Raw genomic sequence first — 21092 nt, 5'->3', positions numbered from 1 at the left:
GTTTCTCATATAGCTTGGGCATGGACAGAGACCTCGGTCAAAAGCGCGCTGTGCAATACCTCTACCCTCCCGTCGACCCGTTCGACCAGCGGATGCTGGACGTGGGCGACGGCCACACGATCTATGTCGAACAATGCGGCAATCCACGGGGGCGTCCGGTCATCGTGCTGCACGGCGGTCCGGGCGGCGGCTGCTCGCCGGCCATGCGCCGCTATTTCGATCCCAAGGTATATCGCGTGATCCTGTTCGATCAGCGCGGCTGCGGGCGCTCGCGTCCTCATGCAAGCGTCGAGCACAACACCACCTGGCATCTCGTCGACGACATCGAGCGCATCCGCGCCGAACTGGGCCTCGGCCCGTCGATCGTCTTCGGCGGCTCCTGGGGTGCGACGCTGGCGCTGATCTACGCGATCAGCCATCCCGAGGCGGTGACCCACCTCGTCCTGCGCGGCGTGTTCCTGATGACGCAGGCCGAGCTCGACTGGTTCTACGGCGGCGGCGCGGGGATGTTCTGGCCCGAGACCTGGGCGCGGTTCACCGACCTCGTGCCCGAGGACGAGCGCGACGACTTCATCGCGGCCTATCACCGGCGGCTGTTCTCGGGCGACATGCGGATCGAGACAAAGTTCGCCCGCGCGTGGTCGTCTTGGGAAAACGCGCTTGCCTCGGTCCATTCCAGCGGTCAGGGCGGCGAGGCGCCGGGCGACTACGCGCGCGCCTTCGCACGGCTCGAGAACCACTACTTCACCCATCGCGGCTTTCTCGACCAGGACGGCTGGATCCTCAAGCACGCCGACCGCATCGCCGACATTCCCGGCGTCATCGTACAGGGCCGCTACGACATGATCTGCCCCCCGGTGCGGGCGTGGAACCTCGCCCAGGCCTGGCCCGCGGGCGACCTGCGGATGATCCGAAATGCCGGGCACGCGCTGTCCGAGCCGGGCGTCAGCGCCGAGCTTGTCCGGGCGATGGACGAAATCGCCCAATAGCGACGCTTTGATGTCGGGACGCGCCGTCCTGCTTTACACGGCACGGTATTGGGGTAAGTTACGCGCCACTCCGAAAGCACAATAAGCCCGGTTCGTGTCCAACGTTCTCACAATAATCCTGCAACGGCTCGCGCTCGGGATCCTCACACTCTTCGTCGTTTCCGTCGTGATCTTCGCGGCGGTGAACCTGTTGCCCGGCGACTTCGCGCAGGTGATCCTCGGCCAAGGCGCGACGCCCGAGGCGGTCGAGTCGATCCGCCGCGACCTCGGTCTCGATCAGCCGGTGGTCCTGCGATACTTCGACTGGCTTGCAGGCGCGGTGCAGGGCGATCTCGGCACCTCGTTCGCGCAGGCCAACTTCGCGAGCTTCGTGGGCGAAGGCGCGGCGCGCGGCACCACGGTGATGCAGCAGATCGCGCCGCGGTTCGAGAACACGATGTTCCTCGCCGGTGTCACCGCGCTGATCGCGGTGCCCTTCGCGGTCGGGCTCGGTATCCTTGCCGCGCTCTACCGCGACACCGCCTTCGACAAGGGCACCAATATCTTCGCGCTGACCTCGATCAGCTCGCCGGAGTTCTTCCTCGCCTACGTGCTGATCCTGTTTCTCGCGGTGCTGAACCCGTGGCTGCCGTCGCTGTCGAACATCTATGACGGCATGGGGCTGGGCGAGCGGTTGCAGCGCACGCTCCTGCCCGCCCTGACACTGACGCTAGTGGTCACGGCGCACATGATGCGGATGACCCGCGCGGCGATCATCAACCTGTTGGCCAGCCCCTACATCGAGATGGCCCGCCTCAAGGGCATGAAGCCCATGCACGTGATCGTTCGCCACGCGCTGCCGAACGCGCTGGCGCCGATCATCAACGTGGTGGCGCTGAACCTCGCCTATCTGATCACCGGCGTCGTCGTCGTGGAGGTCGTCTTCGTCTATCCCGGCATCGGCCAGCTCTTCGTGGACAGCGTGAAGATCCGCGACATCCCCGTGGTGCAGGCCTGCTGCCTGATCTTCGCGGCCGCCTACATCCTGCTGAACCTCTTGGCCGACATCCTGTCGATCCTGTCCAACCCGCGCGTGAGGCACCCGAAATGAGCGGATGGCTCTGGGCATTCCTGATCCTTGCGGGACTTCTGGCGGCAGCGTGGGCGTTCCGCGCGGCGGGGACGGCCGTCACGAAAAACCGCCCCTATTTCCGCGACATGCCGTTCACCGTGGCCTTCGGCTACATGGTCGCCGTCGCGGCCGTGGCAGGTGGCCTCTGGCTGTGGTTCCAGCCCGGCGCGGTGTTCTTCCGCTGGGCGGTGCAGTTCTTCGTCGCGGCGGCGATCGCGGCATTCCTGTTCCGCCTCGTGGGGCGGCATGTCGGCCCCGGCGTGACCCGCAAGGCGTTCCGGCAGATGCCGCTGACGGCGTCCTTCGGCATCCTCGCGATCCTCGTCTACGCGATCCTCGCGATCTTCGCGCCGGTGCTTGCGCCCTATGGACAGTCAGAGGTGGTGGGCACGGTGAACATGCTGCCCGGCGGCAACCCCGCAACCGGGGGCGATCCGGCGCATCCGCTGGGCACCGACCAGATCGGCCGCGACCTGCTCTCGCGGCTGATCTACGGGGCGCAGAACACCGTGGGCATCGCCTTTGCGACCACCTGCATCGCGTTCTTCCTCGGCGGGTCGCTCGGGTTTCTCGCGGCCATCATCGGCGGCTGGTTCGACAACATCCTCGCGCGGCTCGTGGACGTGCTGATGGCGATCCCGTCCCTGATCTTCGCGCTCCTGCTGATGACCATCGCCAGCGCGTGGGCCGGAAGCCAGCAATGGCAGCTCACGCTATACATGGTGTTCATCATCGCCGTGATCGACTCTACCCGCGTGTTCCGGCTGGCGCGCGCCGTGGGCCAGAACATCGTGGTGATGGACTACATCGAGGCCGCCAAGCTGCGCGGCGAGGGTCTGGGCTACCTGATCTTCAAGGAAGTGCTGCCCAACGCCACCGCGCCGCTTCTGGCCGAGTTCGGGCTGCGCTTCTGCTTCGTGTTCCTGACCATCGCGGCGCTGTCGTTCCTCGGCGTGGGCATCCAGCCGCCCCTGGCCGACTGGGGCACGATGGTCCGCGACCTCGCGCAGTTCATCAACTTCGCCGCCTTCTCGCCGCTCGCGGCCGCGCTGCCTCTGATGGCGGCCGGGGCGATCGCGCTGCTGACCGTGGCGGTGAACTTCGTGGTGGACTGGATGCTGCACCGCTCTTCGGGGCTGAAGGACTGACATCATGGCAGAGCCGCTGCTGAAGATCCGAAACCTGACGCTCGAAGGCCGGTCCGACGAGGAATGGACCCAGATCGTCAACGGCGTGGACCTCGACCTGCACAAGGGCGAAGTGCTGGGCCTGATCGGCGAAAGCGGCGCGGGCAAGTCGACCATCGGACTCGCGGCGATGGGCTTCACCCGCGACGGCGTGCGCATCTCCGACGGCTCCGTCGAGTTCGACGGCATCGACCTCGTGAACGCCCGGATGAGCGTCAAGCGCCGCCTTCTCGGCAAGCGCATCGCCTACGTCGCCCAGTCCGCTGCGGCGAGCTTCAACCCCGCGCACAAGCTGATCGATCAGCACACCGAGGCCCCCGTCCGCCACGACGTCATGTCCAGGAAAGAGAGCGAAGCGGACGCGATGGAGCTTTACGCCAAGCTTCGCCTCCCGAACCCCGAGGAGATCGGCTTCCGCTTCCCGCACCAGGTGTCGGGCGGCCAGTTGCAGCGGGCGATGACGGCAATGGCCATGTCCTGCCGTCCCGACCTCATCATCTTCGACGAGCCGACCACCGCGCTCGACGTGACCACCCAGATCGAGGTGCTGACCGCGATCCGCGACATCGTCGAGCAGTTCGGCACCGCGGCGATCTACATCACCCACGATCTCGCGGTGGTCGCCCAGATGGCCGACCGCATCAAGGTGCTGTTCCGTGGCGACGAAGTCGAGGAGGCCTCCACGCGCGAGATGCTCGACACCCCGCAGGAGGACTACACCAGGTCGCTCTGGGCGGTCCGCAGCTTCGAGCGTCCGGCCAAGCCCGCGCCGACCGCCGACGCGGTGCCGGTCATCTCGGTTTCGGGCATCGACGCCTCCTACGGCAAGACACAGGTGCTGCACGATGTCAGCTTCGACATCCACGAGGCCCGCACCGTCGCCGTGGTTGGTGAAAGCGGCTCGGGCAAGTCCACCGCCGCGCGCTGCATCACGGGCCTCCTGCCGCCGACGAACGGCGTGATCCGGCTCGACGGGCGGGACCTGCCGCTCGACTACCGCAAGCGCAGCAAGGAACAGCTGCGCCAGGTGCAGATGATCTACCAGATGGCCGACACCGCGCTGAACCCGCGCAAGACCATCGGCCAGATCCTCGGCCGGCCGATCGAGTTCTACCGGGACATCAAGGGCCGCGCCCGCCGCCGCGAGGTCGAGAAGCTGCTCGACGAGGTGGAACTGCCGGCGTCGGAGTACATCGACCGCCTGCCCTCGGAGCTCTCGGGCGGACAGAAACAGCGCATCGGCATCGCCCGCGCGCTGGCCGCCGAACCGCGCTTCATCATCTGCGACGAGGTCACCTCGGCGCTCGATCAACTTGTCGCGGAGAGCATCCTCAAGCTGTTGGCACGGCTTCAGGATGAGCGCAAACTGTCATACATGTTCATTACACATGACCTCGCCACAGTGCGCGCCATCGCCGACGAGGTGGTGGTGATGAAGGACGGAGAGGTCGTGGAGCAGGGGCCGAAAACTGAGATGTTCACCCCCCCGCATCACCCCTACACCGACCTGCTGCTCAGCTCGGTCCCCGAGATGGACCCCGACTGGCTCAACCGCCTGCTCGATGAACGCGGGCGCGAGAACATCGGCGACGCGGCGGTGGACAAGATGGGCTGACCGGCCCGCCGACATGACGGACTGCGCGGGGCCATGCGCCCCGCACCAAGAACCAGGGAGTGCAAGACGATGAGAACGATTTCCAGACGCGGCCTTCTGCAGACCGGCGCCGCCGCCGGTGTGCTGGCAGCCACCGGCCTGCCGCTGCGCGCGCAGGAAGCCAAGCGCGGCGGCCGCATGGTCGTGGGCCTCTCGGGCGCCAACACTTCGGACAGCTGGGACGGCCGGACGCATTCGGACGTCTTCATCATCTCGGCCGCGCAGGGCGCCGTGTTCGACAGCCTGACCGAGGTCGCCGCCGACGGCAGCCTCGTGGGCGAGCTGGCCACCGACTGGGAAGCCTCGTCGGATGCCAAGACCTGGACCTTCAATCTGCGCCAGGGCGTGACCTTCCACAACGGCAAGAGCTTCGGCGCCGACGACGTGATCGAGTCGCTGCAGATGCACGTGGCCGAGGGCGCCAAGTCCGGCGCCGCGCCGCTGGTCGAGCCCATCGTCGAGATGAAGAAGCTGGGCGAGCACCAGGTCCAGTTCGTTCTGGACGCGGGAAATGCCGACTTCCCCTATCTGATGTCGGACTATCACCTGCTGATCTATCCCGCGGGCCAGATCGAGGAAGCCATCGCACAGGGCATCGGCACCGGTCTCTACAAGAACGTCAGCCTAGACCCCGGCGTGCGCTGGGTCGGCCAGCGCGTCGACAGCCACTACAAGGACGGCCAGGCCGGCTGGTTCGACGAGATCGAGTTCATCGCGATCAACGACAACACCGCGCGCATGAACGCGCTGCTGACCGGACAGGTCGATGCGATCAACCGCATCGACTTCAAGACCGAGCAACTGCTGCGCCAGAACCCGGGCACACGCATCCAGGAGGTGACTGGCAACCAGCACTACACCTTCCCGATGCTCACGAACGTCGCGCCTTTCGACGATGTGAACGTGCGCCGCGCCCTCAAGTTCGGCATCAATCGCGAGGAGATGGTCGAGAAGATTCTCTTCGGTCATGGCCAGGTGGCGAACGACAGCCCGATCGGCCCCGCGAACCAGTACATGGCCCAGCTCGAGCCGATCCCCTACGATCCCGACCAGGCCAAGTACCACCTCAAGCAGGCGGGCATGGAGTCGCTGTCGATCGACCTGTCGGCCTCGTCCGCGGCGTTCGAGGGCGCGGTCGATGCGGCCCAGCTCTATCAGGCCTCCGCAGCCGCGGCCGGCATCAACATCAACGTCGTTCAGGAGCCCGCGGACGGCTACTGGTCGAACGTCTGGATCAAGAAGCCGTGGTGCGCCAGCTACTGGTCCGGCCGCGCGACCGAGGACTGGATGTTCTCGTCCGCCTACCAGGAAGGCGTGGCGTGGAACGACAGCCAGTGGGGCGCCGAGAACAGCGAGCGCTTCCAGAGCCTGCTGCTCGAGGCCCGCGCCGAACTCGACTCGGCCAAGCGCGCCGACATGTACGGCGAGATGCAGCGCATCCTGCGTGACGACGGCGGGGTCGTGATCCCGATGTTCGCGAACTGGGTGCAGGCCGTGTCGAACAAGATCGCCACACCCGAGACCATCGGCAATCTCTGGCAGATGGACAACTCGCGCCTCGCGGAGCGGTGGTGGCAGGCCTGATCGGCCCCAATCCCCGACACATTAAAAAACGCCCCGCATGTGCGGGGCGTTTTCCGTTCCGGGTTAAGGCTGCGTCAGTGCACCTTCTCGATCCGGCCGTCGCTCAGGATCCGTATTTCCTTCACCAGTTCCCCCGGCTGGATCGATGAGGCCGTGCCGTCCGGGCCGGTCAGCAGTATGTCCGGCAGCGTGCGCTCCACGAAGAGCGGCAGCGTCATCTCGACCTGCTCGCGCATGTCGTAGGTGCACATCTGCTCGCGCAGGATGCCGATGGTGATCGCCTCGCCCAGCAGCAGCGACTCGATGTAGTCGGTGTAGTAGTGCACCCCGGCGATGTTGCGCGCGTTGGAGATGTTCCACGCCAGCTTGTTCAGCTCCCCGACAAGGGTCAGTCCGCCCGGCACGTCGAGCGCCTTGAGGAATCCGCCGGGATCGTCGGGGCCCGCGCTCACCGGCACGTAGGCCTTGCGCGCGTCCGGCGCGTCGGCCGCCGGGTCCACGAAAAGCGTCCGGCTGCCGTAGTCGCCCATCTCGAAGAAGGCCTTGAGCACCGTCACGCAGGCGCCCGCCACCGTGGCATGGCCCGCACCGTAGGCCGGGTGCATTGGCGAGCCTTCGGGGAAGGCCATCGGCAGAAGCCAGCTTGGCGCCGCGTCCGCGCCGTTCTGGGCCGCGTTGTGCGCCCGAATGTCGGAGAGGATGTCGTAGAGCGACGGCTCTTGCGGGTCCTCGTCCGTGGGGTGCGTGTAGGAGGCGATGTCGTCCGACAGCATCTGCCGGGCGGCCTGTTCGTGCGGATTGCCGTCGTCGTAGGCGCCGGTGCCGCTGGGATCGTAGCCCGAGAACACCGTGTGGAAGCGCGCCGCGAGGACCTCGGGACGGCAGCGCCGGTGGACCGAGAACTTGGCCGCCCGGACCGCCCTCAGCGCTCGGCTCGAAACCTCGGTCACGAGCGTCAGCAGGTGCGGCCCGCCGAAGATCGCGAAAGGCGCCTGGTTGCCGCCGAAGGTCCGCGTCGCCCCGCCGTGGTAGGGGATGCCGCGGTCCACGGCCGCGCCCTCCGACAGCAGGATCAGCGCCGCGTTCAGATATGCCTGATAGAGCGCGTCATCATGCACGTAGGTCGCGAGATCCCGCAGCGTGGTCAGCGGCCGGTGCGTGTCGCCGAGGTATTCGGCATCGTGCCCGGCAAGCTCCAGCCCGTGACGCGCGTTGTAGCCGTTCTGAACGTCCAGCCAGTCGTTCCACGAGGTCATGAAGTCACGCCCGGGGCGCGCCATACGCACAGTCTGCGGCACGCGCTGGTTTCCGTAGCGGATGTGACCGCTCTGGCGGCCCTCGCCGCCGCCCGACTTGGAACCGACGACCATGAACTGCGACACGAACGGGCCGTCATGGGTGCCCTCGCCGATGCCACGGAACATGTTGCGGGGTGTCTGGGTCTGGCCGAAGCGCCGACGGGTGCGCTTCTCGGCATCGTCGATATCGTTGTCTTCGGCCTCGCCGCAGAACCAGCGCAGGCCAGCGAGCCGCGACGCCGCGTCGGAGACGTCCGAAAGCGCCTGCGACGCGAACGGATCGTCGAGCGCGGCGACGAGGTCCTCGTCCATGAAGGCGGCGACCGGGTAATCCCGCAAGAGGGCCATCTGGTAGACCTCGGCCATCTCGGCGGCGAGCTCGGCGCTGCGCGCGGCAGGTGCACGCGGCATTCCGATGGACATCGGATCGGGGCCCTGAAGCACGAAGGCATGGCCCGCGGTCGGGCTTTCCCACTTGCGGATCGGCCCGGCGAGTCCCGCGGGCGCCGGGGTTTCGAACACCGTGGGATCGGTGTTGATCGGCACGGTCCCGAACACGCCCGGGTCCGGCGATGCCGTTCCGGAGCGGAACGTTTCGAAATGGGCGGGATCCTCGACGATGCCTTGGCGTGAATGCCGCAGGCCCTTGGTAAAGCTGAACAGGTAGGGAGTGACCTCGTCGCCGTTCACTTCGGGCGCGACGAATGCCGTTGTCCCGTGCAGCGCGCTGGCCTTGGCACGACGGTCGCTGGCGTCCTGCTGGCGATTGGGCGGAAGGGGCGGCTGAACCGGTCCGGCACTGCGGGCGGGCTGTCTCGGTGCGGGGTGCTTATCAAGCATGGGAAAGTCTCCTGCATTAAAATGAATTCGGATCGGTCAAAGGCAGTGACAGCAGGATGACGCAAGGTCAGCGTGTGCATCAAGTAAGACATTCCACCAGTGCGTGTCACGATCACGGGGGCGATCCGAAACGGGTCCGGCACCTGCCTTTGGCTCGCAGGCGAGGCGCACAAGCACGACCGAGGGCCTGGTAACCGACTGAACTGGAATGCTTTACAAGACCCTGCGTGAATGGCCCCGCCCGTGGACAGGCCAGCACAAAACACCATTGGATGAGAAACAGCGCTAAGATCCGACACCAGACCTGTTGTCGTCTGTTCCCCTGTCAGTTGATCGGCCCCAGAGGCTCCCTTCTCGGGGTCCGCGCGGACCTCAGCGTTACGGTTGAGCCCGAAAAGCGCGGCGCGCCTGCGGATCACCCCCGGAACCGCGAACTGCGACCGCGCGGAGTAATGGACGAAAACGTCGGAGACAGCGACACATCCCGGCGATCAAGAAGACCCCCTAGACCCCCTCATCGAACGTTTGGATGCTCGCGAAGCCTCGGACCACGCAGATGCCGCTTCCACATTTTGCGACCGCACCGCGCGTCGCGCGGAAAGAGCAACGCTCGGTTCGCCTGTGTTGCCGGGCGAATGGGTGCCCCCTACGCTGCGAGAACCAAGACCCGTCCACGAGGGAGAGGTTCGAATGCCAGCATTCATCATCGGCCAGATGACAATTCAAAGCCGTGACTGGATGGATGAATACTTCTCGCGGATCCCCGACCTCGTAGCGCGGCATAAGGGGGCGTTCCGGGTTCGTGGCGGCGAACCCGCACGTCTGGAAGGTGACGACCCTTTGCCGGACGCGGCCTTCATCATCGAGTTCCCCGACCGTGAGCACGCGCTGTCATTCTGGAATTCCGATGAGTTCCAGACGCTCGCAGTCCTGCGGCGTTCCGGCTCGAGCCTGAACTCGATTGTCGTTGATGGATTGGGCTAGACTTTCGTTCCGGCCGCCCTTCGGGCTGATCCGGGATGAAAACGCCCCCGCAGATTGCTGCGAGGGCGTTGATCTCCAGAACACGTCGGATGCCGCGCCTGGCGAACACCCCGGGGAGTCCGGCCCCGCTTACAGCACGTAGCGGCTGAGATCGGTGGACCGGCTGAGATCGCCGAGGTGCTTCTCGACGAAGGCCTCGTCCACCTCCACGGTCTCTCCGGCCTTGTCGGGCGCGATGAAGGACAACTCCTCGAAGACCCGCTCCATCACCGTGTAGAGCCGGCGAGCGCCGATGTTCTCGACCGAGGCGTTCACCTCCGCCGCGATGCGGGCCAGCGCCTTGATGCCGCCCTCCGTGAAGCTGACCTCGACCTTCTCGGTGGCCATCAGCGCCGTGTACTGCCGCGTCAGCGCGTTGTCGGTCTCGGTCAGGATGCGGACGAAGTCCTCTTCGCTGAGCGCGCGCAGGTTCACCCGGATCGGCAGACGGCCCTGAAGTTCGGGCAGCAGGTCCGACGGCTTGGCTACGTGGAACGCGCCCGAGGCGATGAACAGGATGTGGTCGGTGCGCACCGGGCCGTGCTTGGTGCTGACGGTCGTCCCCTCGATCAGCGGCAGCAGGTCGCGCTGCACGCCCTCGCGGCTCACGTCACCGCCGCGCGCGTCGGACTTGGCGCAGACCTTGTCGATCTCGTCGAGGAAGACGATGCCGTTCTGCTCGACCGCATCGAGAGCGGAAATCTTGACCGCCTCGTCATCGAGAAGCTTGTCCGCCTCTTCCTGGATCAGGGTCTCGTAGCTGTCGGCGACAGTCATACGCTTGCGCGTGGTGCGCCCGCCGAACGCCTTGCCGAAGATATCGCCGAGGTTCATGCCGCCCATGCCCTGCCCGGGCTGGCCGGGGATCTCCATCGCCGGGAACGGCGAGGCGGTCTCCTTCACGTCGAGGTCGATCATCGTGTCGTCGAGCTCGCCGGCCTTCAGCTTCTTGCGGAACATCTCGCGCGTGCTCTCGCGGGCGTCCTCGCCGGCGATGGCGGCGATCACGCGGTCCTCGGCGGCGGCGTGGGCGGTGGCCTTCACGTCCTCGCGCATCCGCTCGCGGGTCATGGTCATCGCCGCGTCCATGAGGTCGCGCACGATCTGCTCCACGTCACGGCCGACATAGCCCACCTCGGTGAACTTGGTGGCCTCGACCTTGGTGAACGGCGCGTGCGCCAGCTTGGCCAGACGCCGGCTGATCTCGGTCTTGCCGACGCCGGTGGGGCCGATCATCAGGATGTTCTTGGGATAGACTTCATCGCGGATGTCGTCGGAGAGCTGCTTGCGCCGCCAGCGGTTGCGCAGCGCCACCGCCACGGCGCGCTTGGCGTCGTTCTGGCCGATGATGAAGCGGTCCAGTTCCGATACGATCTCGCGCGGGGTGAGGTCGGTCATCTTCGATGTCCTTTCGTGCAGTCGGGCCGGGGCGCGCGCGGCGTGTCGCAGCGGCGGCGCCGGCCCGGCGGTCAGGCGTCCAGCGTCTCGACCGTGAGATTTCCGTTGGTGTAGACGCAGATCGACGCGGCGATCTCCATCGCGCGGCGGGCGATGGCCTCGGCGTCCCGATCGGTGTCCATCATCGCCCGCGCGGCGGCGAGCGCGTAGTTCCCGCCCGAGCCGATGGCGGCCACGTTGTCCTCCGGCTCGAGCACGTCGCCCGCACCGGTGACGACGTAGAGTTCGGCACCGTCGGTCACGATCAGCATCGCCTCGAGCTTCTGCAGGTACTTGTCGGTGCGCCAGTCCTTGGCCAGCTCGACGCACGCGCGCTGCAACTGGCCCGGGGTCGCTTCCAGCTTGGTCTCCAACCGTTCCAGCAGCGCGAAGGCGTCGGCGGTCGAGCCGGCGAAGCCTGCCACGATGTCCGAACCTCCGGGCGACAGCCGCCGCACCTTGCGGGCCGTGCCCTTGATGACGGTCGGCCCGAGGCTGACCTGTCCGTCGCCGGCGACGACGACGCGGCCGTCCTTCTTCACGCCCACGATCGTGGTGCCGTGCCAGCCCGGGAATGTATCTTCGCTCATGGCGTCCTTCCTTCTGGTCTGGCGCCGCATATGGGGGTTCCGGACGGGAAGGCCAAGCCGCGACTAGGGTTCGGAGCGTCTGCGCATCTCGATCGCCTCTGTCACGAGCCCCGGCAGGATCGCCGCGCAGGCCGCGTATCGCGGGCCGAGACGGCGCGGATCACCCAACGCGCGCCAGGCCCATTCCATCGCCGCGGCGCGCACCGGAACCGGGGCGCGAACCTGCGTTCCCGCGAAGAAGTCGAGCCCCGCACCGATGGACGCGAAGCCCATTCCCGGCAGGCGGCGCCGGCCGTGCGCCGCGAACCTCTCCTGCTTGGGGGCGCCGAGGGCCACGAAGGCCAGCCGCACCCCGGCATCCTCGAGCGCGTCGAGCACCGCGTCCGCGGCGTCCCCCTCGGGGTCGAAACCCATCGCGGGCGCGATCCGCGCCGCCACTTGCAGGCCAGGCACCCGTCGCTCGAGGTAGTCCGCCGCGCTGTCCAGCGCCGGCGCGGTGGTGCCGACGAAGCCCACGGGCGCGCCGGCCGCCGCGGCGACGTGCACGAGCGGTAGGATCGCGTCCGAGCCCGGCACCAGCGACACCCGCCGCCCCGCCATGCGCGACAGCCACACGATCGGGTTGCCGTCCGCGGTGACAAGGTCATGGGCCGCATAGGCCGCGCGAAAGCCCTGATCCGACCGCAGCTTGACGAGGTGATCGAGGTTCAGCGTGGCCACGGCAAAGCCTGCCCGCGCGTCGATCCGCTCCGCCACCGCCCGTTCGAGCGCGGCGAGATCCGGCACGTTCACCCGCACCGCTCCGTCCCCGGTATGAAATTCCATGCGTCTCTCCGGTCGGCCCGCTTTGCCGCCCCGCACACCCGCTATCACATCGCGCGGAAAATGTGTCGTTTTCTGGGCTGTCCCGCGACCCCTTCCGGTCCTATTGAAGCCACGTTTTCATGGTCTTGCCGACGAGCAGGCGTTCGAACCCCGAATCGAGGCACCTCAAGCATGGTCGGACCGGGCCACATCGCTCCCGAAATGGGGCAAAGATGACCGAAGGCACGATCTGTCTTGTCGGCTGCGGCTTCGTGGCCGACCTCTACATGCGCTCGCTTCGACTGCATCCGGGCCTGCGCGTTGCCGCCGTGTGGGATCGCGACGCCGACCGGCTGGCCGCCTTTTCCGCCCACTGGAACGTGCCCGCGGCCTCCGGCCTCGACGCGATGCTCGCGGCCCTTCCGCCGGAGGGGCTGGTCCTGAACCTCACCAATCCGTCCGCGCACTTCGAGATCAACGCCGCCTGCCTCGCCGCCGGGCACCACGTCTACTGCGAAAAACCGCTGGCCCTTCGCGTGGAGGACGCGATCGAGCTGGCGGAGACAGCGCGCGAGAAGGGCCTGCAACTCGGGTCGGCCCCCTGCTCGGTGCTGGGAGAGGCGGCTCAGACGCTGGGCCACGCGCTGCGCTCCGGCATCGCCGGTACGCCGCGTGCCATCTACGCCGAGCTCGACGACGGCTTCGTGTCGCAAGCGGCCTACCGCAAGTGGATCTCGGAAAGCGGCGCGCCCTGGCCCTTCGAGGACGAGTTCCGCACGGGCTGCACGCTGGAACACGCGGGCTACTACCTCGCGTGGCTGATCGCGTGGTTCGGATCGGTCCGCACGGTCGTGGCGGCCTCGGCCGAGACCGTGCCCGACAAGACCGGCGCCGGTCCGATGGCACCCGATCTCTCCGTCGCGACGCTGTTCTTCCACACCGGCATGGTCGCGCGGCTGACCTGCTCCATCGTCGCGCCGCACGATCACCGCATCCGCGTGATCGGGGATGCGGGAGTCCTGAGCTGCAACGCCGCGTGGGACAACGGGGCACCGGTGCGCTTCGCCCGGCGTGTGACGGTGCGGCGACGCCTCATGGAATGGCCCCTGCCCCGCCGCATCCGCCTGACCGGCCCCACGCCTCCGAAGGTGAAACGCTGGGGCGCGGCGGCGATGGATTTCCTCCTTGGCCCCGTCGAGATGCTCGACGCCGTCCGCGAGGGCCGCCAAAGCCGCCTTTCCGGGACCTTCGCGGTGCACCTGACCGAGGTGACGCTGGCGATCCAGAACGCCGGAGAGCATTCGGGCGCCCAAACCATGCAGGTGACCTGCCCTCCGATGGAGCCGATGCCGTGGGCGCGGTGAGGACCATCGCGATCACCGGCGCCGGCGGATTCATAGGCAAGCGAATCGTGCGCGAAGCGCAGCGACGCGGCCTGTCTGTGCGCGCGATCCTGCGGCGCGGCGCAGTACCGAAGGGCGCGACCGAGGGGGAGGTGCATCGCCTCGACCTTGCAGAGGGAGGCGCCCCCCTAGCCCGCGCGCTCCACGGGGCCGACGCCCTGATCCACGCCGCCGGACACATGGGCAACGACGCGCGCGCCCACGACCGCGACACCCACCGTGCGACAGGGGCGCTATTGGCTGCGGCCGAAGAGGCAGGGATCGCCCGCGTGGTCCTGCTGGGCTCCGTGGCGGTCTACGACGTGAGCACGCTCGCCGATGACGGGTCGGGCCTCGTGACCGAGGCCACCCCGCTCGTCACCGGGGAGACCGCGCCTGACGCATACGCCGCGGCGAAGGCCCGCCAGGACCGCGACCTGTGCGCCTGGGCCAAGCGCTCGGGCACGGAGGCGTGGCTATTCCGGGCCGGCGCGATCTACGGGCCGGGCCGCACCTGGACCGCACATCTCGGAGCGCGGCTCGGGCCGCTCACGCTCCGCCTCGGCGGAGGTGGCGAGGTGCCGGTGGTCGACGTGGAGCGCGTCGCCCGCGCCTGCCTCGACGCTGCCGAAACGCCGCCCCCGGGCGGCCTTGGCGATCTCAACCTGCTCGACGACGCGCTGCCCGACCGGGCCGGAATGGTCCGCGCTCTCCGGACACACGGCGCCTGCGGCCCGGCCGTGTCCGCCCCCTGGCGCGCCCTGCTGCCGGTCGCTCGCGCGCTGTCGGGCATCGAGAGCCGCCCGGGCCTCTTGCGTGCAGCGACACTGCGCGCCCGCTACATGCCTCTGCGCTGGCCGAACGACGCCCTGCGCGCGGCCTTTCCCGACCGCGACCGCGGGTCTTTCGAGGACCGGATCGCCGTCGCCTGCCGGTCGGAGGCGACATGAGCCTGCCACGCGTCGCCGTTCTGACCGGGGAATATCCGCGCGCGTCGGACACCTTCGTCCAGCGCGAGGTGGCGGGCCTGCGCGCCGCCGGGCACGAGGTACTGACCTGCTCGATCCGGCGCACGGGGCCCGAGCATCTCGTCGGCCCCGAACAGCGCGCCGAGCAGGCATCGACCTTCCACGTTCTCGCCACCACGGCCCGACCCGGCACCAGCCTGCGCGCCCACCTGCGCTGGCTGCGCGCACCCCGCCGCTACTTCGCGGCTCTGGCGCTCGCGTGGCGCACCGCGCCACCCGGCTGGCGGGGACATCTATACCAGCTGATCTACTTCGCCGAGGCCGCCGTACTGGCGCAACACCTCGCGGAGAACGGCGTCGCGCACTTGCACAACCATATCGCAAAGGCCTCCTGCACGGTGGCCATGCTGGCCTCGACGCTGTCGGGCATTCCCTTCAGCTTCACCATCCACGGCCCCGACATCTTCTTCGCGCCCGACCACTGGCGCATCGACGCCAAGGCCGCCCGGTCGCGGTTCGTGGCCTGCATCTCGGACTATGCGCGGGCGCAAACCATGTGCTTTGCGACAGAAGCCGACTGGCCGCGCCTGCACGTGATCCATTGCGGCGTGGAACCGGACCGCTACGCAGAACCGCGTGACACGAGCGGCGGCGCGCGGCTGCTCTTCGTCGGGCGGATGGCGGCAGCGAAGGGCGTGCCTCTCCTGCTGGAGGCGGTAGCGGCACTGGCGGCAGACCATCCTGACCTGCACCTGACCCTGATCGGCGACGGGCCCGACCGCGCGGCTCTCGAGGCCCGCGCGACCGGGCTGGGGATCGCCGACCGCTGCACCTTCGCGGGCTATCGCGGGCAGGCCGAGGTTGCCGAGGCACTGAAATCCGCCGACCTCTTCGTGCTGCCGAGCTTTGCCGAGGGCGTGCCGGTGGTTCTGATGGAGGCCATGGCCGCGGGCCTCCCGGTGATCGCCACGCGGATCGCCGGCATCCCCGAACTGGTCGAGGACGGCACCCACGGACGCCTCGTGCCGCCCGGCGACGCCGACGCCCTGCGCGCCGCCGTCGCGGAGGTGCTGGCCGATCCCGGGACGCGAAAGCGCATGGGCGACGCCGGCCGCGCGACCGTCGCGGCGGGCTTCGATGCCGGCCGGGAGGCACGGCGCCTGTCGCATCTGATCCGGGCCTACGAGAACGGTGAAACGCCCCGCAAACGCCCGGAGCCCACGAGATGAGCGTCGTCGATCTCATCCTCATCGGCCGCAACGAGGGCGCCCGGCTGCGTGCTGCACTCGATGCAGCGCAGGGTGAGGCGCGGCGCGTGATCTACGTCGACTCTGGCTCGACCGACGACAGCGTCGCGGCCGCGCACGCGGCGGGGGCCGAGGTGGTTATTCTCGACGCCGAAACGCCGTTCACCGCGGCCCGCGCCCGCAATGCCGGGGCCCGTCGCGCACTGGCTCAACAGCCGCCCCCCGACCACCTGCAGTTCATCGACGGCGACTGTGCCCTCGTACCGGGCTGGATCGCGGTCGCGACCGCGCACTTGGACGCCGACCCGTCCCTTGCCCTCGTCACCGGCTGGCGCCGCGAGAGGCATCCGGGCGCGAGCCTGCTCAACCGTCTCTGCGACTGGGAATGGCGGCGACCGGCGGGAGAAATCGCGGCCTGCGGCGGCGACATGCTGGTGAGGGCCGAGGCGTTCCGCGCGGTCGGCGGCTTCGACGCCACCGTGATTGCCGCCGAAGACGACGAGTTCTGCACCCGCCTGCGCAAGGCCGGCTGGCGACTGGAGCGGATCGCGCGGGACATGACGCATCACGACGCCGCCATGACCCGATTCGCTCAATGGTGGCGGCGGGCCGAACGCACCGGCCATGGCTTCGCGCAGGTGGGCCACCTCCATCCGGACTATTTCGTGACCGAACGCCGCCGCGCGCTGGTCTACGCACTGGCGGTGCCGCTGGTCGCGCTGGTCCTTGCGATGGCGCTGCATCCCGCCGCATTGCTGATCGCCCCGTTCGCCTGGGCGTGGAACTGGCGCGGCTCGACCCGCGCGCTTCTGCGCGACGGGGTGCCGCCGGGTGATGCCCGGGCGATGGGCGCGCTGCTCGTCCTGTCGAAAGGTCCGAACCTCATCGGCATGGCGCGGTTTCATCTGCGCCGGCTCACACGCGCCGATATGCGCCTGATCGAATACAAGTAGGAGGGCCCGAGATGCCCATCCCCACCCGCGTCGGACTGATCGGCGCCGGCTACATCGCCGACTGGCACGCCGCCGCCCTTGCCGCCACGCCGGGGGTCGAGATCACGGCGGTCTGCGACCCGAACGCGGACGCCGCCCGCGCGCTGGCCGATCGTCATGGCGCACGCATCTTCTCCGCACTCGAGACCCTGATCGAGTCGCGGGCCTGCGACGCGGTCCACGTCCTGACGCCACCGCACCTGCACCTCGACCTCGGTCTGACATGTCTCGGCGCCGGGCTGCATACCCTGATCGAAAAGCCAGTGGCCACCAGCGCCGACGAGGCCCGGCAGCTGGCCGAGGCCGCGCGCGCAGCGGGGGTCCGGTTTCACCCGGGGCACAACTTCCTCGGCCTGCCGTCCTACCTGCGGCTCAAGCGGCTGGTGGCCGAGGGCGCGCTCGGCCGGATCGCCGAGGCAGACATCCGCTGGGCGCTGCCCTTCGCACCGCTGCGGTCGGGTCCCTACGGCATCTGGCCGCTGCGCGAGCCCAAGAACCTCCTGCTCGAGATCGGCCCCCACTTGGCCGCCTTCGCGGTGGACCTCTTCGGCCCGCTCGATGTGCAGGCGACCGTGCTGTCGCACCCTGTGGAGTTGCCCGGCGGCGATCCACGTCCGCAGGGGATGCGCATCCTCGCCCGCGCCGGCCACGTGGACGTCACCCTGCGGCTGTCGCTGGTCGAGACGGTGGACGACCGCGCCGTAACCCTGCGCGGCTCCTCCGGCCGGGCGCGCCTCGACTACGCCGCCCACACGCTGGTCGTGGACCGCGAGAACACCTCTGACCTGATCCTGAACCCGCTGCGCCGACAGCTCGACCTTGCCGGTCAGCATCTCCGGGCCGGTGTCACCAATGCCGCTGTCCACAGCCGGTCGCTCAACCGCCAGAGCCCCTACGCCCGCAGCTTCCGAGGCATGTGCGCGGCGATCCACGGCAGGGCCGACACGCCCGCGCCCGATCCCCGCTTCGCCGCCGACGCGGCCGTGCACGTCATGCAAGCCCTCGACGACGCGCTGGCGAAACTGTCGCCGGCAGAGCTGACCCCCAAGGCACCCGCCGTCCGGACGCGCGCTCCGAAACCGGATGCGCTGGTGATCGGCGGGACCGGTTTCATCGGCCGCACTCTGGTACGGACCCTCGTGGCGCAGGGCCGCGACGTGCGGGTTCTCTCGCGCGGGCGGCACGGACCGTTCCCCGATCTGCCCGACCGCGTCGAAACCGTGTCTGCCTCGCTCACCGACCGGGCGGTGCTGGTCGCGGCGATGGACGGCGTGCGCGAGGTCTACAACCTCGCCCGGGCGCTCGGCTCCAGCTGGGACGACTGCCTGGAAAGAGACGTGCGCCCGGCCGTGACCGTGGCCGAGGCCGCGCTCGAGGCGGGGGTGGCGCGGCTGGTCTATACCGGCACCATCGCGAGCTACGACATGTCGGACCCGTCCGCGACGATCACCGAGGCCACGGGCTTCGGTGCCGACATGACCGATCGCAACCTCTATGCCCGCTCCAAGGCCGAGTGCGAGGCGCAGCTGATGGCGCTGCACCGCGAGAGGGGCCTGCCCCTGACCATCGCGCGGCCCGGCATCGTGGTCGGTCCGGGCGGGCCGCTCCAGCACTGGGGCATCGGGCGATGGCACGGCGCCAGTGCGGTGCGACTCTGGGGGCGGGGCGACAACCGCCTGCCCTTCGTGCTGAACGACGACGTGGCGGACGGGCTGATCCGCATGGCCGCGCATCCCGGCGCGGTGGGCGAGGACTTCAACCTCGTCGGCCCGCCGATGCTGAGCGCGCGTGACTATTTCGACGCGATCCACGCCCGGCTCAACGCGCGGATCCGGGTGGCGCCGGGGAACCTCACGGCGTTCTGGGCGGCGGACGCGGTCAAGACCGCGCTCAAGCGCCACGCGCTGGGACGGCGCGACGCGCTGCGGCCCTCCCTGCGGGACTGGAAGAGCCGCGCGCACCTGTCGCCCTTCGCCAACGACAAGCCCCGCGAGGTCTTGGGCTGGACGCCCGAAACCGACCGAGAGGCCTTCCTGCGGCGCGCGGTGGACGAGGCCGGTCTCTTCGGGTTCTGATCGCGGGGACGGCGCGCGAGGGCCGCGCGGGGCTACAATCCCCGCGAAAAGGTCCCATTTCTGACGGAGTTTCGTGGTGAAACGGCTCGGAGCAGATCCCGACAGACCCGCACCGACCGGGCACCCGAGAGGATGGGCAGGATGAACATGGCGAACCGCCCGAAATTCCGTCGTCGCCACCGCCCCGCCGCAACCGGCTGGGACGACGGCGCCCGCGTGCCCTCGCGCACGACGGGGCCGGAAACGGGCTTCGATGTGCAGGGGACGGACGCGGCGGAGGCCGGGGCGGACACGGCCTTCGATCCGGTGCGGGATGCCGGCAGATCGACAGCGAAAGCGCTTGGCGAGACGCCCTCGGAACGCGCGTCCGGTCCGCCCGACACTCCCCCCGATGAACCGGACCGAGGGGCGCTGGCGGAGCCGGAAGCCCCTCGGCCGGCACCGATCGAGACGGATGGGCCCACTGATCGGGTGACCGCGACTTCGCATTCAGGCGACAGCGACAGCGACAGCCGGGAAGAAGGCCGATCTCCTGAGCAGGCAACCGCATTGGCCGCGTCAGATCCACCGGAACCGACACCTTCGGCCGCACCGGACGACTCGGCGACAACCCATGATGCAACCGTCCCGGCGCCGAACCTCTATTACGCGACGTCCGATGCCCTGGCTTCTGAAACGTCAGAAGAAGAGTCCCCCGCAACGGTCCTCCCCGGCGCGAAATCCGATGCACGCACCTCCGAAACCTCGGGGCACACACCAACGTCCGCGACCGAAACGAACATCCCCCACGCGACGCTCGATGCACCTGCTGAAACGTCGGAGGACGAAACCTCCTCCGCAGGCCTGTCCGGCCCGGACCTGTCCCGGTCAGCCGCCGACGCAACCGCGCGCCGGACCCCGGCGGACGTGGCGAGGGAAGTGCGCGGCAAGACCTATGCGCCCGGCAAGACATCCGGCACCCGGCCCGACTTACCGGACGCTCCGGCATCGCGCTCCGTTGATGAACTGACGCACACGGATCCCACAGCGACGGACGCCGCAACGGCATTTCCGTCCCTCACCGACACGCCCGCCGGCATCCTCCCCGCGCGGACCGGAGACCACTCCGACCCGCGCGACGCGGCGTGGGACCGGCTCGGGGCCATCCCGGTCGACGAGCGCGCGCTGGACCGCAACCGGATCGTCAGCGCCAGCCGTTATGACCCGGCACATGTCCAGTTCGACGTTCTTCGCACCCGGCTCGTGCAGGCGCTGGCCGAGCGCAACTGGAGCCGTGTCGCGATCACCTCGCCCACCAAGGGCTGCGGCAAGACCTTCACCGCCGCCAATCTCGGAATCGCGCTGTCGCGGCAATCGGATGTCCGCACGCTGGTGCTGGACCTCGACCTTCGTCGTCCGTCCCTGCACAAGGTATTCGGCCGGCGCGAAGGCGGTGCCATCGGCGACATGCTTCGCGGCCGCACCGCGCCCGAGACGCATCTGAAAAAGCTCGGCCCGAACGGGTTCAACGCGGGGCGGGGCATCGCCTTCGGCTTCAACGACACGCCAGAGCCCTACCCCGCCGAGCTGCTCCAGGATCCCCGCACCGCCGAGACACTGGACGAACTGGAAGCCATCTACGAGCCCTCGGTCATGTTGTTCGACCTGCCCCCGGCGCTGGCCGCCGACGATGTGCTGGCGCTCCGTCCGCATTTCGACGCGGTGCTGCTGGTTGTGGGCGGCGGACTGACGAACCAGAAGGAAATCCGAGAGGTCGAGCGGCGGCTGGGAGAGGAGACGCCGCTGCTCGGTATCGTCCTGAACCGTGCCGAGGGCGCGAACAGCAAGAAATACGCTTACTGAGACGCGCCGCACCCGGAGCCGCCGGATGCGCTGCGTCTGAAAGCGCCCCCCACTTCCCGCGCCCATGAT

The 21092-nt window shown here is 68.7% G+C and carries 16 protein-coding genes; 12 read left to right on the top strand and 4 right to left on the bottom strand.

Annotated features, from left to right (window positions below; all coding sequences use genetic code 11):
- Positions 1–20 precede the first annotated feature (20 nt).
- The 5 genes from pip (at position 21) to BMX29_RS00250 (ending at position 6525) form a co-directional block, all read left to right on the top strand.
- Positions 21–989, top strand: coding sequence for a prolyl aminopeptidase (gene pip, locus BMX29_RS00270; protein WP_092809472.1), 969 nt, complete (start codon positions 21–23; stop codon positions 987–989).
- 94 nt (positions 990–1083) lie between these two features.
- Positions 1084–2079, top strand: a complete 996-nt coding sequence (locus tag BMX29_RS00265) for an ABC transporter permease (protein ID WP_092809470.1) — start codon at positions 1084–1086, stop codon at positions 2077–2079.
- Entirely contained in the window at positions 2076–3248 is a 1173-nt protein-coding gene (locus tag BMX29_RS00260) for an ABC transporter permease (protein WP_092809468.1), read from the top strand. The genes BMX29_RS00265 and BMX29_RS00260 overlap by 4 nt, the downstream gene beginning before the upstream one ends.
- A 4-nt stretch (positions 3249–3252) precedes the next feature.
- Positions 3253–4902 carry an ABC transporter ATP-binding protein gene (locus tag BMX29_RS00255; RefSeq protein WP_092809466.1) on the top strand — a complete coding sequence of 550 codons (1650 nt, stop codon included), beginning with the start codon at positions 3253–3255 and terminating at the stop codon, positions 4900–4902.
- A 69-nt stretch (positions 4903–4971) separates the two neighbouring features.
- Positions 4972–6525, top strand: a complete 1554-nt coding sequence (locus BMX29_RS00250) for an ABC transporter substrate-binding protein (protein WP_092809464.1) — start codon at positions 4972–4974, stop codon at positions 6523–6525.
- Between the two features lie 74 nt (positions 6526–6599).
- On the opposite strand, the gene BMX29_RS00245 is transcribed toward BMX29_RS00250, so the two are convergent.
- Positions 6600–8663, bottom strand: a complete 2064-nt coding sequence (locus tag BMX29_RS00245) for a phosphatase PAP2 family protein (RefSeq protein ID WP_092809462.1) — start codon at positions 8661–8663, stop codon at positions 6600–6602.
- 690 nt (positions 8664–9353) lie between these two features.
- Between BMX29_RS00245 and BMX29_RS00240 the strand changes: the two genes are divergently transcribed.
- Positions 9354–9647, top strand: a complete 294-nt coding sequence (locus BMX29_RS00240; protein WP_092809460.1) for a DUF1330 domain-containing protein — start codon at positions 9354–9356, stop codon at positions 9645–9647.
- Positions 9648–9776: 129 nt separating this feature from the next.
- On the opposite strand, the gene hslU is transcribed toward BMX29_RS00240, so the two are convergent.
- The 3 genes from hslU to BMX29_RS00225 form a co-directional block, all read right to left on the bottom strand.
- Entirely contained in the window at positions 9777–11084 is a 1308-nt protein-coding gene (gene hslU, locus BMX29_RS00235; protein ID WP_043844793.1) for an ATP-dependent protease ATPase subunit HslU, read from the bottom strand.
- Positions 11085–11155: 71 nt separating this feature from the next.
- Positions 11156–11713, bottom strand: a complete 558-nt coding sequence (gene hslV, locus BMX29_RS00230; RefSeq protein WP_043844792.1) for an ATP-dependent protease subunit HslV — start codon at positions 11711–11713, stop codon at positions 11156–11158.
- A gap of 63 nt (positions 11714–11776) precedes the next feature.
- Entirely contained in the window at positions 11777–12538 is a 762-nt protein-coding gene (locus tag BMX29_RS00225) for a WecB/TagA/CpsF family glycosyltransferase (RefSeq protein WP_092809458.1), read from the bottom strand.
- Between the two features lie 212 nt (positions 12539–12750).
- Here BMX29_RS00225 and BMX29_RS00220 point away from each other — a divergent pair, with 212 nt between their 5' ends.
- The 6 genes from BMX29_RS00220 to BMX29_RS00195 all read left to right on the top strand — a co-directional run bounded on the left by BMX29_RS00220 (position 12751) and on the right by BMX29_RS00195 (position 21023).
- Positions 12751–13881 carry a Gfo/Idh/MocA family protein gene (locus tag BMX29_RS00220; protein WP_092809456.1) on the top strand — a complete coding sequence of 377 codons (1131 nt, stop codon included), beginning with the start codon at positions 12751–12753 and terminating at the stop codon, positions 13879–13881.
- A complete protein-coding gene (locus tag BMX29_RS00215; protein WP_175471093.1) occupies positions 13869–14849 on the top strand; it encodes an NAD-dependent epimerase/dehydratase family protein in 981 nt (326 codons plus the stop codon). Before BMX29_RS00220 ends, BMX29_RS00215 begins: the two co-directional genes overlap by 13 nt.
- Positions 14846–16096, top strand: a complete 1251-nt coding sequence (locus BMX29_RS00210) for a glycosyltransferase family 4 protein (RefSeq protein WP_092809452.1) — start codon at positions 14846–14848, stop codon at positions 16094–16096. Before BMX29_RS00215 ends, BMX29_RS00210 begins: the two co-directional genes overlap by 4 nt.
- Positions 16093–17067: a glycosyltransferase family 2 protein gene (locus tag BMX29_RS00205; RefSeq protein WP_092809450.1), complete on the top strand. Its 975-nt coding sequence runs from the start codon at positions 16093–16095 to the stop codon at positions 17065–17067. The genes BMX29_RS00210 and BMX29_RS00205 overlap by 4 nt, the downstream gene beginning before the upstream one ends.
- A gap of 11 nt (positions 17068–17078) precedes the next feature.
- Positions 17079–19181 (top strand): NAD-dependent epimerase/dehydratase family protein, encoded by a 2103-nt coding sequence (locus BMX29_RS00200; RefSeq protein WP_092809448.1) that lies wholly within the window; start codon positions 17079–17081, stop codon positions 19179–19181.
- 141 nt (positions 19182–19322) lie between these two features.
- On the top strand, positions 19323–21023 hold the full coding sequence (locus BMX29_RS00195; RefSeq protein ID WP_244889110.1) for a CpsD/CapB family tyrosine-protein kinase: 1701 nt from the start codon (positions 19323–19325) through the stop codon (positions 21021–21023).
- Positions 21024–21092 lie beyond the last annotated feature (69 nt).

The sequence above is a fragment of the Roseivivax marinus genome (genome assembly GCF_900109705.1).
Taxonomy (GTDB): Bacteria; Pseudomonadota; Alphaproteobacteria; order Rhodobacterales; family Rhodobacteraceae; genus Roseivivax; species Roseivivax marinus.
Note: the sequence above shows the minus strand (reverse complement) of the source record. Positions and strands in the feature narration are given on the sequence as shown.